We start from the raw sequence: 14,642 nt of genomic DNA, 5'->3' as shown, positions 1-14,642 counted from the left end.
CCGGCTCAGGACCCGGAGCCGGCGCGCTCCAGCGCCGCGCGCAGGGCGGCGGCGCCCTCGGGTCCGACCCTGCCGACGAAGTGCACGAGGGCCGCATCGCGCGCGGGCCCGTCGGGGGTGGCGCCCAGCGCGTCCAGCATGAGCGCGGCCGTCATCTCTTCGCGGGTCTGCACCGGCGCGTAGCGGTAGGCGCGGTCGGCGCGCTCCTGACGCACGACGCCCTTCTTGGCCAGTCGGTCCAGCACCGTCATCACGGTCGTGTACGCCAGGGACCGCGCGCCGGACAGCTGCTCGTGCACCTGTCGGACGGTCAGGGGCGCGCCGGCGTCCCACAGATGCGCCATGACCTCACGCTCAAGGTCGCCCAGTCCGCTGCCCGCCACAGCGCCCAGCATAGCCAGGTCAACACCTTCCTACGACAGGCGACGTACTTCCACCTTCGTACTACATACCTCGTACGACGCGGCGTAGTATGGCTGCGACAGGCACCGGCCGGTCGCTGGCGTGCACAGGAAAAGGTGGGTGGGCGTGGACCTTTCTGTCCTGGACATCACGCGGCTGCAGTTTGCGGTCGTGACGATCTACCACTACCTGTTCGTACCGCTGTCGATAGCGCTGGCGGCAGCCACGGCCGGTCTGCACACCGCGTGGCACCGCACGGGCCGCGACTGCTACCGCCGGCTGACGCTGCTAGTCGGCAAGCTGCTGCTGGTGACCTTCGCCGTCGGTGTGGTCACCGGTCTGGTGCAGGAGCTGCAGTTCGGTCTGGGGTGGAGCTCGTTCGCCCGCGCCTACGGCGACGTCTTCGGGCCCGTGCTGGCCGTCGAAGGCATGCTCGCATTCTTCCTCGAGGCGACCTTCTTGGGCCTGTGGTACTTCGGCTGGGGCAGGCTGCCGCGGCGGCTGCACCTAGCAACGATCTGGGTGGTCGCCATCGGGACGCTGATCTCGGCCTTCGTTATCCTCGCGGCGAATGCGTTCATGCAGAACCCCGTCGCCTACCGCTGGGACGAGCAGGTGGGCCGCGCGCGCCTGACAAGCTTTCCTGAGCTGATGCTCAACCCGGTCAACCTGGCCGCCTTCCCGCACACGATCGCCGGGGCGGTGATGCTCGGCGGTGCGCTGCTGTTGGCCGTGGGTGCCTGGCGCCGCTGGGTGCACGTGCCGACGGCCTCGGGGCTGGGCGAGCCAGGGGAACCCGAAAGCCGCGACGACCACGAGCAGGGGCTGGCCTTCGGCACGCTGGCGCGGGTCGGGGCATGGTCGACGCTTGTGGGCGGGACCCTCGTGGCCCTGACTGGGGACGTGCTGGGCAAGGTGATGACCCAGGTCCAACCCATGAAGATGGCGGCCGCGGAGGCGCTGTACACGACCACGGCCGGGGCGCCATTCTCAATCTTCGCCGTCGGGCGTCCCGGGGGAGAAGAGCCCTTCTTCAGCCTGGACGTGCCCTACCTGCTCTCGGTCCTGGCAGTAGGCGATCCGACCGCCACGGTGGCCGGTATCGACGACCTGCAGGCGCAGTACGCCGAGCAGTTCGGTGCCGGCGATTACGTGCCCGTGGTGTGGATGGCGTACTGGTCCTTCCGGGCCATGATCGGCATCGGGATGCTCGCGACCGCCGTGGCCGCGGCCTACCTGTGGGCCACGCGCCGTGGCCGTGAGCTGCCGGTCGGTCGTCTCGGTGTGCGGCGGGCGCTGCGACTGCTGCCGCTGCTACCTGCCCTGCCCGCCGCGGCCGGCACCTTCGGCTGGGTTTTCACCGAGACCGCGCGTCAGCCCTGGCTGGCGTTCGGCTTGACCCGTACCGAGGACGGCCTATCCGCGGGCCTGACCGCCGGGGAGGCGCTGGCGGCCCTGGGGACCTTCGCCCTCGCCTACGGCGTCATCGCGGTCGTATGGACCCGCCTGGTGCTGCACATCATCCGCCAGGACCTGGACGCCGAGGCCCTGGCCGCGGGCGAGCGGGGCGAGGAGAACCCCACTGACCAGCCCGACGAGCGCACCGGCGGCCGCACCCCGCAGGACGCCGACCTGGTCACCACCTACTGACCTGACCTGCACCGCTACCTCAGGGGTCGCCGCCCCTGGACCATCTCCGGGGAGTCCGCCGTGGACCTCGTCACCATCTGGTTCGCCCTCGTCGTGCTGTGCTGGGTGCTGTTCTTCGTCCTGGAGGGCTTCGACTTCGGCGTCGGCGCGCTGTCACCGCTGCTGGGACGCAACGACCACGAGCGCTCCGCCGCGCTGCGCACCATCGGGCCCTTCTGGGACGGCAACGAGGTCTGGTTCGTCGCCGCCATCGGGGTCACCTTCGCCGCCTTCCCCGACTGGTACGCAGCCCTGCTGTCAGGCCTGTTCCTGCCCTTCGTGGCCGTGCTGGTGCTGCTCGCCGGCCGCGGGGTCGCACTGGAGTTCCGCGGCAAGCACTCCGGAGCGGCCTGGCGGCGCCGGTGCGACGCGTGGCTGGCAGCAACCTCGCTCGGCGTGGTCGCCCTGCTCGGGGCGCTGCTGACCGTCTTCGTCCGCGGGCTCGCCCTGGGCACGGACGGCGAGGTGCACTCGAGTCCGGGCGTGGGCGCCGGGCTCCTGCGCACCCTGGAGCCGCTGGCGACCTGGCAGGCACTGGCCGGTGCCGTGGCCGCGGTGACCCTGGCGGTGCTGCTGGGCTCGACCTTTCTGGGCCTGCGCACCACCGGGCCGCTGCGACGTCGGGCCCGGCGCGTGACCGTCGCCACGGCCTCCACGGGCGCCGCTGCCCTTGCGGGCGCCGCCGGCATCAGCGCCCTCACCGGGTACGGCACCGCCTCGCTGTGGGGCGGCGCGGCCCTGGTACTTCTCCTCGTCGTCGCCGCGGCCGCGGCCCACCGCGAGGCGCTGGCCTTCGTCGCGGGGGCCGCGGTGGTCGCCGCGGCGGTGGTGGCCGCCCTGACCGCCGGTGGCGAGGTGGTGCTAGCCAGCACGCTAGACCCGGCCTGGTCGCTGACCCGTGAGTCCGCCGCCGCCTCGAGCACGGCGCTGGAGGTCATCAGCTGGGCCGGCGTCGTGGTCTTGCCCGGCGTCGTGGCCTACCAGGCCTTCTCCTACTGGGTGCTGCGCCAGCGGGTGACCAGCGAACGGGTACCCACGTGAGCGCCGACCCTCGCCGTGGCCCGCTGGATCCCCGGCTGCTGCGCCGCGCGCCCTCCGCCCGGCCCTGGGTGGCCGCCGTCGTGCTGGTCTCCGGCGCCCAGGCGCTGGTCACCGTCCTGGTCGCCGGCATCCTGGCCGCCCTGGTGACCGCCCTGGTCGCCCTCGAGGACCCCGCCCGTGCGGGGGCACTGCCGATGCCCGGCGCGGGCGTCGGGACCTGGCTCGGGCTGCTCGGGGCCGCCCTCGGCCTGCGGGCCGCCCTGGCCTGGGGCGAGCGGGTGCTCACCACCCGCGCCGGATCCGCAGCCGTCGACGACGTGCGCCGCGCTGCCCTTGCCGCCGCACTGCGCCGGGGCCCCGCGTGGATCGCCGCGTACGGACCCGCCCGGCTGGGCGCCCTGCTCAGCAGCGGCCTGGACGCGCTGCGGCCCTGGTTCGACGGCTACCTGCCCTCCCTCGTCATCGCCGGTGTCGTTCCACCCCTGGTCGTGGCCGCGATGCTCCTGGTCGACCCCGCCTCGGGCATCATCGTCCTGCTCACCCTGCCCCTCGTACCGGTCTTCGCCGCGCTCGTCGGCTGGGCCACCGCCGAGCGAGCCCGCCAGCGCTGGGTCACCACCCGGCGCCTGACCGCCCACTTCCTCGACGTCGTCGCAGGCCTGCCCACGCTGCGCCTGTACGGGCGTGCCCAACGCCAGGTCGACGTCGTCGCGCAGATGACCCGGGCCCAGGCCACCGAGACGGCCCGCGTGCTGCGGCTGGCGTTCCTGTCCTCAACCGCGCTGGACTTGGTGGGCACCCTGTCGGTCGGCCTCGTCGCCGTCGAGGCCGGCCTGCGCGTGGCCGCCGGCACCCTGGACCTGCTGCCTGCGCTCCTGCTCATCCTGCTCGCCCCCGAGGCCTACCGGCCCCTGCGCGAGGTCGGTGCCCGCTTCCACGCCGCCGCCGACGCCACCGCCGTGGTCGAGGAGGTCGAAAACCTCCTCGCCGTCCCCGACGCCCGCGACACCGCCAGGCTCCGACCTGGCACCCCCGCCTGGGGCCCCGCCAGGGCAAGCGCCCTAGACGTGCGAGTACGCCACCCCGGTACCGAGGTCGACGCCCTTCACCTGCCGCACTTGTCCGTCACCGCCGGGGAGCTCGTCGCCCTGCAGGGTCCCTCCGGCGCGGGGAAGACCACGGCGCTGCGCGTGCTCGCCGGCATCCAACCGGGCGCCACCGGCGCCGTGGAGGTAGTCGGCGGAGGAGCCACCGGCGGTCGTGACGGCCTCGTCTACGTGCCCCAGCGCCCGACGCTGCCGCACGCCCGCACAGTCGCCGACGCCCTGGACGTGCTCGCGGGCGACGACGAGCGCTGGGCCGCCCTGGCCGACGTCGGGCTCGCCGACGAGATCGCCGCCCTACCGCTGGCCCTGGCGACCCCGCTCGGCGAAGGAGGCGCCGGGCTCTCCTCCGGCCAGCGCCAACGACTGGCGCTGGCCCGCGCCCTGGCCTTGGTGGCCCACCACCCTCGTCTGCTGCTCCTGGACGAGCCCACCGCCCACCTCGACGCCGCCGCCGAGCAGCTGGTCATCGCCCGCCTTCGCCAGGCAGCCGCACGCGGCAGCGCTGTCCTGGTCGTCTCCCATCGACGGGCCCTGCTCGCCGCGGCCGACCGCACCCTCGAGGTCCACCCGCCCCAGCCCCTCATCCCCGCACCCGTCCGCCCCGGTCGCGCCGCAGCGACTGCATCTGCCGGGCCACCAGATCACGGCGTGCGCATGGCGTCCGATGAGGACAGACCCCAAGCCCTCCCACCGGCTGAGGCAGCCTGGTCACGACAGCTGTTGCGGCGGGCCTCCCGGTCGGCGCCGGTCGCTGTGACCCTGGGCGCCACCTCCTGGCTGGCCGGGCTGCTGCTGACGGCGGCGGCCACCTGGCTGCTCGTGCGCGCCTCGGCGATCCCACCGGTGCTGACCCTGTCGACCGCCGTCGTGCTGGTCCGCGGGTCCGCCGTGGCCCGTCCCCTGCTGCGCTACCTCGAGCGGCTGGTCTCCCACGAGGTCGCCTTCGACAGGCTGGGGCGCTGGCGCTCCCAGGTGTACGCGGAACTCGTGCCCCGCGTGCCCGGACCCGGCCCGTTGCGCCGCGGGGCCCTGCTGACCCGGGTCGTCGACGACGTCGACGCCCGCGTCGACGGGCTCCTGCGTGGGCAGCTGCCCGCCCTGTCCGCACTCCTCGCGCTGCTCGTGGCGGCGGGCGCAGCCACAGCCGCCCTACCCCTCTCTGGCGCGGCGGTCGCCGCGGGGCTGCTCGTCGCAGGAGTGCTGGCCCCCCTCATCGGCGCGCGCGAAGCCGTACGCCGCGAGGCCGCCGTCGCCGGCGCGCGCGACCAGGTCATCGACGCCCTCACCGAGACACTCGACGGCGCCGAGGAGCTCGCGGCCCGCGGCGTCGAGGAGGCCCTGCGCCTGCCCGACCGTCGCAGCGCCGCCCTCGCTGTCGCCGAGGCCCGCAGTGCGTGGTGGTGCGGCGCCGCGACCGCGCTCGGCCACGTCGGCGTGGCCGTCGCCGTCTTAGGAGCCGCCGCCGCGGCCGCCTACTCCAGGGCGCTGGGCCCCGAGGCGGCAGCCGTCCTCGTGCTCGTCGCGCTGGCGCTCACCGAGCCCGCACAAACCCTCGTCGACGCCGCCGTCGCCCGTCAGCGCGCGGCCGCAGCGCGGACCCGCCTTCGCGAACTCGCGACCGCCCCGGTCGTCGCCGGCGAGCCCGTGGCGCCACGCCCCCTGCCGGTCTCCTCGCAGCTGACGGTCCGCGGCCTGGTCGCCGGATGGGACCCGGCCCGCCCACCTGCACTCCACGGCCTAGACCTGAAGGTCGACGAGGGGGAGAAGGTTGCACTCCTGGGGCCCTCCGGCTCGGGCAAGTCGACCCTCGTGGCCGTCATCGCGCGCCTGCTCGACCCCGCCGGCGGCCACGTGCTGCTCGGCGGCATCGACATCCGCGAGCTCGCCGGCGCCGATGTCCGACGCCGCGTGGCCGTCGTCGGCGACCACGGCGACCACCTGTTCGACTCCACCCTCCGGGAGAACCTTCGCCTGGCGGCCCCGGATGCCGACGACGCCCGGCTCGTCGCCGTCCTCGAACGGGTGCGCCTGGGACCGTGGCTCGCCGGCCTGCCCGCCGGTCTCTCCACGCGGCTCGGGGACGGCACCATCTCCGGCGGCGAACGTCGCCGCCTGGCAGCCGCGCGCGCGCTGCTGGTCAACCCCACGCTGCTCGTCCTCGACGAACCGACCGAAGGCCTCGACGAACCCACCGCCGAAGCCCTCGTCGCCGATCTGCTCGACGCCGCCTCCCACCTCGGTGTCCTACTACTGACTCACCGCAGCGAAGGCCTGGACAAGGTCGACGCCGTGCACCGACTTCCTGCAGCCCACACCCGCACCCCACCAGGCCCTCCGCTGCCTGCACACGCATCCGTCTAGAGCGACGCCGGGACGGTTTCGGGGTGTGAGGGCAGCGTCCGCTGCCTCCGCAGCGCGGCTCGACGCGCTCACCTGCGGCCACCCTGCCGCCCGAGCCCGCGGCGATGAGCTGACTTCGAGGGTTGGCGGTGGGACCTGCTGACTGCAGCTGCTGCCGCGGTCGGAGCAGTGATACGTACGGTGGGTCCAACGACTACGCCAATGTCCCGGACCCAGGGCCGCGCGACGACAAGCAACCTGCACGACCCCTGAGCCGGTTTCGGTCTGCGCGAGTTGGCGGGTGCTGCAAGCGCCGGCGGAGGAGCTCGGGCAGTACGTCTGCGGAGAGATGCATCACGCTTGGGCCACAATGCCGGCGCCGCACGCCGCTCCGCGAGAGCCGCAGACCATATGACATAAGGTTCGTTATCGGCGTCGCGGAGGCTCTTCCCACAGCGTGGAAGGGCCACGATCAGGGCACCGGGATATGTGCCGAGGAGGCCATCATGAGCGCCACGCCAAAGCGCACCGTCGATCTGACGGTCACGACGAGCACGCCGCCACGTCCGCGTGGTCTCCGCCACCGCGGCCGGCGGCCGCCGTGCCCGCGTGCTGAGCGTGGCCTGCTGCCGAGCCGGCGTGCCTGTCGCGATGGCCGACGCCGTGGCCCGGGTGGGGGGCGTGACTGGTGTAACCGGTGTGCTCGTCCGCGCTCATCGTGACCTCCGCCCTGTGGGGTATGAGCAGGAACCGGTTGTCCTGGCTGGTGTCCCCCAGTGTGCGCGCCGGGGTGGATTTCATAAGAACTTCATCGCCGCCCAGGTACCTCACCATGCGACCGGCCGCATGAATCCGTAGCGTCGATGGCGTTCAAGTGCGCGGGCTCAATGGGGCTGCGCGCGCCGGCAACTCAGACCCACCGGAGGGCACGATGAAGACCGCCGCGATGCTGCAGACCTACCCCGCCGAGATCAACGTCGACCGCGAGCTCCTCGTCCGCGTCATCGACACCCTAGTCACCTGCTCCCAGGCATGTACCGCCTGTGCCGACGCGTGCCTGAGCGAGGACATGGTCGCCGACCTGCGCAAGTGCATCCGCAGCAACCTCGACTGCGCCGATAGCTGCGCCACCACCGCCGCCATCCTGTCCCGCCACACCGGCTACGACGCCAACGTCGCCCGCGCCCACCTGCAGGCCTGCATCGCGGCCTGCCGTGCCTGCGGGGACGAATGCGAGAGCCACGCCGGCATGCACGAGCACTGCCGGATCTGCGCCGAGGCATGCCGGGCGTGCGAGCAGGCGTGCACCGAGCTGCTCGACGCCATCGCCTGACCCCACCCGGACGCGGTCGGGCGCACCGGCGTCGTCGCGCCTAACCGCGCACCCCGCGACGCAACCACCACCACATCACGAGAGGTGCTGCGGCCGGTCAACGCAGAGCTACCACAGGCGAGCCCGGCAGCAATCGCCGTGGCGGGTTGGGCATGTTGATGTTGGTCGTCCGCGCACCGTGGCGGCCGTAGTGCTGCAGGCTCGGGGATGACCGGACGGCTCGACCGTTCTGGGGCGCCTGCTCTATCGCTCGATGCCGCCGGGCTCGAGGCGGGCTCTGCCGCGGCCGCGAGCACCGCCGCGGCCGGTCCGCGCAGCGTTGCCGGTGACGGCTTCGGTGGCCGGCGTCGCCTGGGCAATATCAGCGCGTATCCGAAGGGCGATGAGCTCCTGGGACAGGCCCTTGCTCTCGAGGTGTACGGCCATCGTTCGGCGCCGCTCGGCGCTGTCATAGGCGAGAGCAGCCTCCTGGTGCGCGGCGGGCGATTTCTGCGCCGCCGGCGCGCCCTGGCCCTCCTCGAGCGTCGCCTCGCGCCCCGTGGGTGCCTCGCTCTGGCGCTGCCCCTGACCGGCGATGATCGTCTCGAACCGCTCGGTGACGTCATGCAGGTCCGCCGGGTCGACATCGATGCCAGCACGGGCACTGTCGTCGCGCTCTGCGTCGGCGGCGGGCCCCTCACGCGGGGGTGTCGCACGCAGCTGGTCGGCGGCGACCTCGTCCTCGCGTGCGGCGCGGCGCTGGGCTTCGGCCTGCTGCTGCGCGGCTGCGGCGCGGGCGAGGTAGCCGGCGACGGTGGCGGCGTCGGCCCCGCCGTTCTCGACGTCGACGCCGTAGCGGGTGCGCACCTGCTCGCGGATGGTCTCGCGGGCAACCCGCGCCTCGGGCTGCAGGTCCGACCAGGCGCGGGCCACGGAGAAGGTGCGCGCGATCCCCTCTGCGCTAGCGCGGTCCCAGAACTGCGGGCGGTCCACCTGCGCGAGCTCGGTGCGCGCCCCGCCCCACTCCGCGGTCATCCGCTGGCGCAGCGCGCGCGCCTGCTCGCTGTTCTCGGCCGCGGCGCGGCGGGCGTTTTCGGCGTGAAGCCGCGCCATCGCGTCGGCGACCTGCGCCGCCGCGGTGAGCGCCACCCGCAGGTGCTCGTCGAAGGTCTCGCTGATGCCGTCGGACTCAGACACGGTGGCTCCTCTTTGGGTACGGCGCTCGGGGCGTCGGTCAGCGCTCGGGGCCCTCGCGGGCAGGGGTGGTCGGCTGCACCCTTCGCGGCTCGATGGGAACCGGCAGCGGTGAACGAGGCACCTGCGGTCCGCGCGGCTGCGCAGCATCCGCGCGAGCGACGATCGCCGCGAGCTCGGGCGCGAGAACCGGCGCCGGCGCCGCCTCTGGCGCGTTCGACGGTGCCGGCCGCGATCCGCGGTACTCGGCCACCAGGCGCTCGTGCACGCCGGTCAGCTGCGTGCGGTACAGGCTCGCCAGGCGTGCGGCTTGCTGGGCCTGCCCGCTGGCCTCGGCGGCGCTGTGGACGGACTTGGTGAGGTTGGCCAGCTGCTTGAACATCGCGACCTGCGCGGCCTTGCCGCCGCTGCGGGTGACGGCCAGCAGGATCATCGCGTTCTCGCCCAGGGGCGCCAGGTCCAGGTGCGAGCCTGGGCGCTCGCCCTGTCGGGTCTGAGCCGACAGGCTCAGCGCGCGTGAGGCCTCGGCCAGCGGTCCGGGTGTGCGCTCCAGGCGCCGTGACCATGCCGCGAACGCGCCGGAGGTCTGCCGCGCGACGCGGGCCCAGGTGTCGGTGTCCTCGAGGGGGACCGCGCGCAGACGCTCGTTGAGCGCGGCCAGCTGCTCGGCGTGCTGGCGCCACACCTTCGGGTCACCCTCACGGGCCTCGCGCCCTGGGGCGACGGGCCGGCGGCCGCGGCGTCCAGCGGTCCACTCGGCCACCGCGGCGTTGGCGTTCTGCGGGGTGTCGGGCCACTCCTGCCGCAGCCGCGGCAACGTCAGGTCCCGGCCCAGCGAACCGCCCGCGTACCAGATCGGCCGCTCACCGTGGACCGGTCGCTGCGCGACGATGTACCCGGTGACGACGTCGGCGCGTCCCTCGGCCAGGCGGCCCTTGACGATCAGGTTGGCGCGGCGAAGTCGGCGGACGAACTCGGCCTCGTCGCGGCTGGCCACGGCGCACTCACGCACCGTGCGCGCCAGGGTCAGGCGCGGCTGCTCGACCGGCTTCTGCGCCTGAACAAGCCTCGCGCGGTCGGCGGCGTCCAGGTGCTCCCAGCGCGGTGCACGCGCACTTCCGCCGTGCTCGCGCTGGTGCTTGGCCTTGGCGCGCGAACGCGCCTGGGCCTCGACCTCGGCCTGGTGGTAGCCGCGACTCCCCCGGCCCTGCGCTCGCCCCTCGGTGATGACCAGCCCGTGCTTGACCTCCAGCTCGGCGGCCACATGCTGGGCGCGCACGTAGTCGTTGTGGGTGGAGGCCTTCGTGCCGTCCTCGCGGACCAGGTTCACCGCTAGGTGCACGTGGTCGTTGCCGTTCTTCGACAGACCGTGCCGCACCGCGACCCACCGCACCGGCGCCTTGGTGCCGTCGTGGTCGTCGAAGCCCATGGCGGCCGTGAAGTCCTCGGCGATCTGCCGCCACTTCTCATTGCTCAACTGCCCCTCAGACGCTGCCAGCGACAACGAGCAGTGCCACACGTGCCCGCCCGCGACCTGCGTCCCCAGCACGCGGTGCGGCTCCTCGAGGTAGTCCGCGACGGCCGCGGCCGAGGCCATGCTCAGCTCGTTGTCGTCGTACCAGGCCAGCATTGCCGCGTCGCCGGCGACCAGGTGCGGCTCGGTGTGCTCGTTCGCACGACCGGGCCCTGCCAGGTACGTCATCAGGCCGCGCATCCGGTCGCCGCGACCGACCTTCGGCATCATGCCGGGTCCATCCGGCGCATCGTCTCGTCCAGACGCATCGCGCTGCGCCGCACCGCCGCCAGCGTCGCGGTCATCTCCGCCTGGACCTGACCCGTGGCGTTGGTGGCCTTGGCCATCTGGTTCACGTTGTTGGAGACCGCGGCCAGCAGCCGACGGATCGCGAACAGGTTGACGAAGGCGTTACGGCGCTCGGTGCTGGTCTCCCTCGCGGGCCCGGCCAGCGCAGCCTCCACCAGCAGCCGCGGGATCGTCACGCCCTGCGCGGCGGCCAGCGCCAGCAGCTGCGCCTCCTCCTCCGCGGTGACCTTCACCTCGTGCTTGTGCGCACGCCCACCGGGTGCGTTGGCACGACGACGACGACCGAACCCGCGCAGCGTGGGCGTCGACTCGCTCATGCCGTCCCGCCCTTCGCCGTTGGCCTAGCGCAGCGCCCCCGTGACCACGGGGCCGCACACGTCAGTGTGCCCGCCCGCGCGACGCCAGTCGAGCCCGGCAGGCCGGTTAGCCATGTTAACTGTATAACTTGCTCTGTTCCTGGCGCGTCAGCGTGCTGTGCCGCCATCCACTCGTAGAGTGGGGCGCATGGCGAAGGAACTGAGCATCGAGGCCGCCGAGCGGCAGGCCCGGCAGCTGCTGGAAGCGCGCATGCAGTCCGTCCGTGACCTGGTCACCGGACGGCAGGCGCTGGCCGACCTGCGCGAGCAGGTCGAGGCCGCCGAGCGCGAGGACGTGCGGCTCTACAACGCCGCCCTGACTGCCGGGTGGTCGCCCGACGAGCTGCGCAAGATCGGCGTCGGCGAGCCCGACAAGAAGGCCCGTGTCGCACGCCGCGCGCGTGCCCGCCGTGCCGGTGCCGGCAGCGGCGCGGCTGCCAAGGACGGTGCCTCCGGCACCGACGACACCACCGGCGCCACGGCGCACGACACCGACGCCGGCTGACCTGCCGTGCCTGCCCTGTCCCCGCACCAGGACCCGCCTACCCACGCCCAGCGCCACACCGTGCTCGACGAGCACGGCGACCCCTGGACGGTGGGTCGGTACTCCGTGTCCGACTACTTCGCCGACCGCCAGCAGGTGCACCCCTTCGCCGTCGACGTCGGCCGCACCGGTGACTTCAGCGACCCCGGCACCGTCGAGACGCGCCACGCCCACTACGACCGCCACGAGCAGCGGTTCGTGTGCGAGTGGGTCGACAAGACCGACAGCCCCATGCGCGAGCACGACCAGGCCGTCCACCCCGCCAGCGCCGACGGCCTGCGGACCGTCGGCGCACCCGCCGACGTCGTCGCCCGGCTCACCCGTGACGCCGCACGCACGGCCCCGGGCCACTACGAAGCGGCCACCCTCGCCGACCTCGAGACGCACCTGGCCGGGCAGGTCGCCCTACCCGCCCAGGTGCGCGCCCACCTCACCCGCCCCGCTATGTCGCCGGCACCCACGGCAGGCGCGCCGGTCGAGCGGGATGGCGGCGCAACGCGCGTCGCCGGCGGCGACCTCGACGCCCAGACCCGCGCGGCGTGGAGCCTGGCCCAGGTGTGCCACCCGCGCCGCCCGGCGGCCGCGGGCCCGGGCCGGGCCGGCGGGACGGCGACGCCGTCCCCACCGGGCCTGAGCACCACGCGCGGGTACGAGCACGGCGGCGACGACGGCCGCGACGTCGGGCGCGACTGACGCCTCCCGGGCGTCGCGCGCGAGCACGGCCCCGGGTCCTGGTGGTGCGCCCCTCGCACCCCTGGGGACGGGGCCGTGCTCCGCAACGGCCGGCCCCGCCCACAGGGGCACGACGGGACCCCGAAGTCCCCCGCACACAGCCGGCACCTCACCACCCGTAGACACCTCACGCCGGGCGAGCGCCGACTGTGCACGACGTCCCTGCCGTAGCCGCTCACCCATCAGGCCCGCGGCGCACGATGGGCCGATGGACGCCACCCACCAGCGCGGCCAGGCACCGGACCAGACGCGCTGCACGCACCCGATGACGGGCCTCGTCGACGAGGTCCCCGAGGACCTCGTCGTGATCCCCGACGACCAGCTGTGCGCGCGGTGCATCACCACCCGCACCGACGCGCTGAACGCCGAGTACGCCCACCTCGAGGAACCCGGGCACCAGGCCTACGTCGAGCACGAGCACCCCTGGGTGCGCGTGCTCGCCCACCCCACGCTGCTGCCCCACCGAGTCAGCGTGGTCTGTGCCGACTGCGAGACCCGCCACGACGCCGCGACCACCGCCGGGGCGCTGCGCCGGGCAGGACGCACCTGTGCCGCCGCGCGGACCCGGTGAACGCCAAGGCGCCGTCGCGACAGCGGCTAGCCTCCAACACCCCCGACCCGGCTCCTGGTGCAATGGCGACCATGGCACAGACGACACGCGTGACCCTGGTCGACGACCTCACCGGCGAGGAGATCACCGACGGCGCCGGCGAGACCGTCACCTTCGCTCTAGACGGCACCACCTACGAGATCGACCTCAGCACCGACAACGCGACCCAGCTACGCGAGGCCTTCGCCGCCTACACCTCCGCCGGCCGCAAGACCTCCGGCCGCACCACCGGTGGCGCTGGCCGGCGCCGTACCGCGCCCTCGTCGAAGAGCACGACCGGCTCCGTGGCCGACCCGCGGGCCGTGCGGGACTGGGCCGCCAAGAACGGCATCGAGCTGTCCTCCCGCGGCCGCATCCCCCTCGAGGTCGTCGCCAAGTACGAGGCCGCCCAGCACTGACCCGGGAACACCCACCACCGCCCTGCTGTTACGGCAGGTGCGCACCGGTTCTATGACCCCCGGGCTCCACCATCGCCGCCACGAGCGGCCCCGCGCCGTGGGCGTCAGCCGGTGCGCAACACCACCTCCACGGGCGGCGACTGACTCAGTCGCCGCCCGTGGCGCGTTCTACTCGCCATCGACGAACGGCTGCATCACGGGATGACCGTGAGGTCGACGCCGTCCCCACACAGCCCGTCGTGTCTACGGTGCTGCCGTGAGCCGGACGTGGGAACGGGACGCCCCGGGCGTGCTCCGCCTGCCCAGCGGACGGCTGGTGCGAGGACGAGGGCTGCGCGCTGCCCCGCCGCCGGGGGCTGCGCCCGAAGCAGGCCTGTATCTACTGGCGAGGCGACCCGCGCCCGTGCCATGGCCGTCCCGGTGGGTGCGCTGGCCCGACTTCTGGCTGCCCGGTGATCATGTGGCCGCAGGCGAGGCGCTGCACTGGGCGTGGCAAGCAGCCGAGGGTCACCGAGTGGAGGTCGCCTGCGGGGGTGGGGTGGGACGGACCGGCACCGCCCTAGCGTGCCTCGCCGTGATGGACGGGCTACCGGCGCGGGCGGCCATCGCCTACGTGCGGACGGGCTACCACCGGCGGGCGGTTGAGACGCCGTGGCAGCGGCGCTACATCGAGCACTTCGCCAAGACGGGTGACGGGTGACTTTGCCGGTGCTGCCCCGATCGCGCCGTCGGCTGTGGTCTTGGCGAGTTGAGTCCAGCAGAGTGGTGTACCGGTAGCCCGGTGGGCGCGTCGTCGTAGACGAGGACGCGGTCACCGCGTGACCCTTCGAGTGAACCTCTCACAGCACTCTCGAAGTGGAGCAACACGATGACCGCACCGACGAGTATCGACCCTGCCCGGTTCTTGCACGAGCACCTGGAGCAGGCTTCCCCAGATCTGATGCGTCACCTGCTGAGCACGTTCATCGACGTGCTGCTCTCGGCGGATGCCGACGCGGTGTGCGGCGCCGAGTGGGGCCAGCGCAGCCAGGACCGGGTCAACCGCCGCAACGGGTACCGGCACCGGGACCTGGACACCCGGGTCGGGACGATCGAG

General features: G+C 73.5%; 14 protein-coding genes. 10 read left to right on the top strand and 4 right to left on the bottom strand.

Annotated elements, in window-relative coordinates; all coding sequences use genetic code 11:
• Window positions 1-5: 5 nt before the first annotated feature.
• The gene (locus BM048_RS10675) at window positions 6-395 is read right to left on the bottom strand and encodes a BlaI/MecI/CopY family transcriptional regulator (protein WP_090033032.1); all 390 of its coding nucleotides are present in this window, start codon (window positions 393-395) and stop codon (window positions 6-8) included.
• Between the two features lie 133 nt (window positions 396-528).
• Here BM048_RS10675 and BM048_RS10670 point away from each other — a divergent pair, with 133 nt between their 5' ends.
• The 4 genes from BM048_RS10670 to BM048_RS10650 all read left to right on the top strand — a co-directional run bounded on the left by BM048_RS10670 (window position 529) and on the right by BM048_RS10650 (window position 7,911).
• On the top strand, window positions 529-2,052 hold the full coding sequence (locus tag BM048_RS10670) for a cytochrome ubiquinol oxidase subunit I (RefSeq protein WP_090033031.1): 1,524 nt from the start codon (window positions 529-531) through the stop codon (window positions 2,050-2,052).
• 60 nt (window positions 2,053-2,112) lie between these two features.
• Entirely contained in the window at window positions 2,113-3,132 is a 1,020-nt protein-coding gene (gene cydB / locus BM048_RS10665) for a cytochrome d ubiquinol oxidase subunit II (RefSeq protein WP_090033029.1), read from the top strand.
• Window positions 3,129-6,599, top strand: coding sequence for a thiol reductant ABC exporter subunit CydD (cydD, locus tag BM048_RS10660; RefSeq protein WP_090033027.1), 3,471 nt, complete (start codon window positions 3,129-3,131; stop codon window positions 6,597-6,599). The genes cydB and cydD overlap by 4 nt, the downstream gene beginning before the upstream one ends.
• Window positions 6,600-7,509: 910 nt before the next feature.
• Window positions 7,510-7,911, top strand: a complete 402-nt coding sequence (locus tag BM048_RS10650) for a four-helix bundle copper-binding protein (protein WP_090033024.1) — start codon at window positions 7,510-7,512, stop codon at window positions 7,909-7,911.
• Between the two features lie 243 nt (window positions 7,912-8,154).
• Here BM048_RS10650 and BM048_RS10645 read toward each other — a convergent pair whose 3' ends face one another.
• From BM048_RS10645 to BM048_RS10635, 3 genes are all read right to left on the bottom strand, one after another.
• On the bottom strand, window positions 8,155-9,087 hold the full coding sequence (locus BM048_RS10645; RefSeq protein WP_090033022.1) for a hypothetical protein: 933 nt from the start codon (window positions 9,085-9,087) through the stop codon (window positions 8,155-8,157).
• Window positions 9,088-9,124: 37 nt separating this feature from the next.
• Window positions 9,125-10,681, bottom strand: coding sequence for a relaxase/mobilization nuclease domain-containing protein (locus BM048_RS10640; RefSeq protein WP_239078660.1), 1,557 nt, complete (start codon window positions 10,679-10,681; stop codon window positions 9,125-9,127).
• Window positions 10,682-10,824: 143 nt separating this feature from the next.
• Complete coding sequence (locus BM048_RS10635) at window positions 10,825-11,223, bottom strand: plasmid mobilization protein (protein WP_090033020.1); 399 nt, start codon at window positions 11,221-11,223, stop codon at window positions 10,825-10,827.
• Window positions 11,224-11,410: 187 nt separating this feature from the next.
• Here BM048_RS10635 and BM048_RS10630 point away from each other — a divergent pair, with 187 nt between their 5' ends.
• The 6 genes from BM048_RS10630 to BM048_RS10605 all read left to right on the top strand — a co-directional run.
• Complete coding sequence (locus BM048_RS10630) at window positions 11,411-11,767, top strand: hypothetical protein (protein WP_090033202.1); 357 nt, start codon at window positions 11,411-11,413, stop codon at window positions 11,765-11,767.
• 6 nt (window positions 11,768-11,773) lie between these two features.
• A complete protein-coding gene (locus BM048_RS10625) occupies window positions 11,774-12,499 on the top strand; it encodes a hypothetical protein (RefSeq protein WP_139224420.1) in 726 nt (241 codons plus the stop codon).
• Window positions 12,500-12,746: 247 nt separating this feature from the next.
• The gene (locus tag BM048_RS10620; protein WP_090033017.1) at window positions 12,747-13,109 is read left to right on the top strand and encodes a hypothetical protein; all 363 of its coding nucleotides are present in this window, start codon (window positions 12,747-12,749) and stop codon (window positions 13,107-13,109) included.
• 71 nt (window positions 13,110-13,180) lie between these two features.
• Window positions 13,181-13,546: a histone-like nucleoid-structuring protein Lsr2 gene (locus BM048_RS10615; protein WP_090033200.1), complete on the top strand. Its 366-nt coding sequence runs from the start codon at window positions 13,181-13,183 to the stop codon at window positions 13,544-13,546.
• A 256-nt stretch (window positions 13,547-13,802) separates the two neighbouring features.
• Complete coding sequence (locus BM048_RS19175; protein ID WP_090033015.1) at window positions 13,803-14,246, top strand: protein-tyrosine phosphatase family protein; 444 nt, start codon at window positions 13,803-13,805, stop codon at window positions 14,244-14,246.
• A gap of 168 nt (window positions 14,247-14,414) precedes the next feature.
• A partial coding sequence (locus BM048_RS10605) for a transposase (protein ID WP_175499493.1) occupies window positions 14,415-14,642 on the top strand: 228 nt, incomplete at its 3' end.

The organism is Cellulomonas marina (assembly GCF_900111925.1).
Classification (GTDB): Bacteria; Actinomycetota; Actinomycetes; order Actinomycetales; family Cellulomonadaceae; genus Cellulomonas; species Cellulomonas marina.
Note: the sequence above shows the minus strand (reverse complement) of the source record. Positions and strands in the feature narration are given on the sequence as shown.

What these genes read in the sequence shown, in the direction of transcription:
- BM048_RS10675 (WP_090033032.1), bottom strand. Translation starts at nt 395, where the DNA reads ATGCTGGGCGCTGTGGCGGGCAGCGGACTGGGCGACCTTGAGCGTGAG.
- BM048_RS10650 (WP_090033024.1), top strand. Translation starts at nt 7,510, where the DNA reads ATGAAGACCGCCGCGATGCTGCAGACCTACCCCGCCGAGATCAACGTC.
- BM048_RS10640 (WP_239078660.1), bottom strand. Translation starts at nt 10,681, where the DNA reads ATGGCCTCGGCCGCGGCCGTCGCGGACTACCTCGAGGAGCCGCACCGC.
- BM048_RS10635 (WP_090033020.1), bottom strand. Translation starts at nt 11,223, where the DNA reads ATGAGCGAGTCGACGCCCACGCTGCGCGGGTTCGGTCGTCGTCGTCGT.
- BM048_RS10630 (WP_090033202.1), top strand. Translation starts at nt 11,411, where the DNA reads ATGGCGAAGGAACTGAGCATCGAGGCCGCCGAGCGGCAGGCCCGGCAG.
- BM048_RS10620 (WP_090033017.1), top strand. Translation starts at nt 12,747, where the DNA reads ATGGACGCCACCCACCAGCGCGGCCAGGCACCGGACCAGACGCGCTGC.
- BM048_RS10615 (WP_090033200.1), top strand. Translation starts at nt 13,181, where the DNA reads ATGGCACAGACGACACGCGTGACCCTGGTCGACGACCTCACCGGCGAG.